The sequence below is a fragment of the Acidisoma sp. S159 genome (genome assembly GCF_009766125.1).
Taxonomy (GTDB): Bacteria; Pseudomonadota; Alphaproteobacteria; order Acetobacterales; family Acetobacteraceae; genus Acidisoma.
Window position 1 is genome coordinate 11,751 of record NZ_LMUG01000054.1, and the last position, 641, is coordinate 12,391.

Here is a 641-nt window from a genome sequence, read left to right on the forward strand (position 1 = left end):
GCCGCCATTGAAGCGGTTAAAGCCCGGGGGACAAACGCAATGTTTGCATCGATCCGCATTTACGACAGCGTTAGCGATGTTTCTAAAGTTGCCCAAGGCGTGGAAAAGCTGGTTCTCCCGATCCTAAAAGGGCAGGAAGGGTTCATCTCCTACAACCTCGTCGCCGCCGGCATTGATTCGGTTATCTCAATCAGCACGTTCGAAGCCTTTGCACAGGCCGAGGACGCCAACACCGTCATCCGTCAGGTCGTAAAAGACACGATGTCAAGCCTTATTCCGAATCCTCCGAAGGCCATTGTCGGGGAAGTGATTAGCTATCTCGGGAAGTAGGTAGGGCACCGATGATCGCATGGAGCTCAGCCAATGCCTTGTTGCTGATTTCACCGCTTACGTGTCTGTTTCCATTTGGCGCCTCCGCGACGCAGCGCGCCAACGTTCCACTGTTGTTACAGTCAGGATGGTAGATATAGCTCCATGGCTTCCAATCTTTCGGATAAGCCTTCTGCCGGGCTTCCGTTGAGCGGGTATAGGGCTCGCAGCGCAGGATGACCCCGACGTCTGACGGAAACTCGCTGCCTTCGACAGGAAGACGGTTGACGCAAGGCGTGCCTGGACCGGGTTAAGGCAGCGGACCTAGTTTG

General features: G+C 55.2%; 1 protein-coding gene. It reads left to right on the top strand.

The features are described from left to right. Positions 1-330, top strand: a 330-nt coding sequence (locus tag GSQ92_RS16355; protein ID WP_216856844.1) for a hypothetical protein, incomplete at its 5' end; no start/stop codon positions are given. Between the last annotated feature and the right edge of the window lie 311 nt (positions 331-641).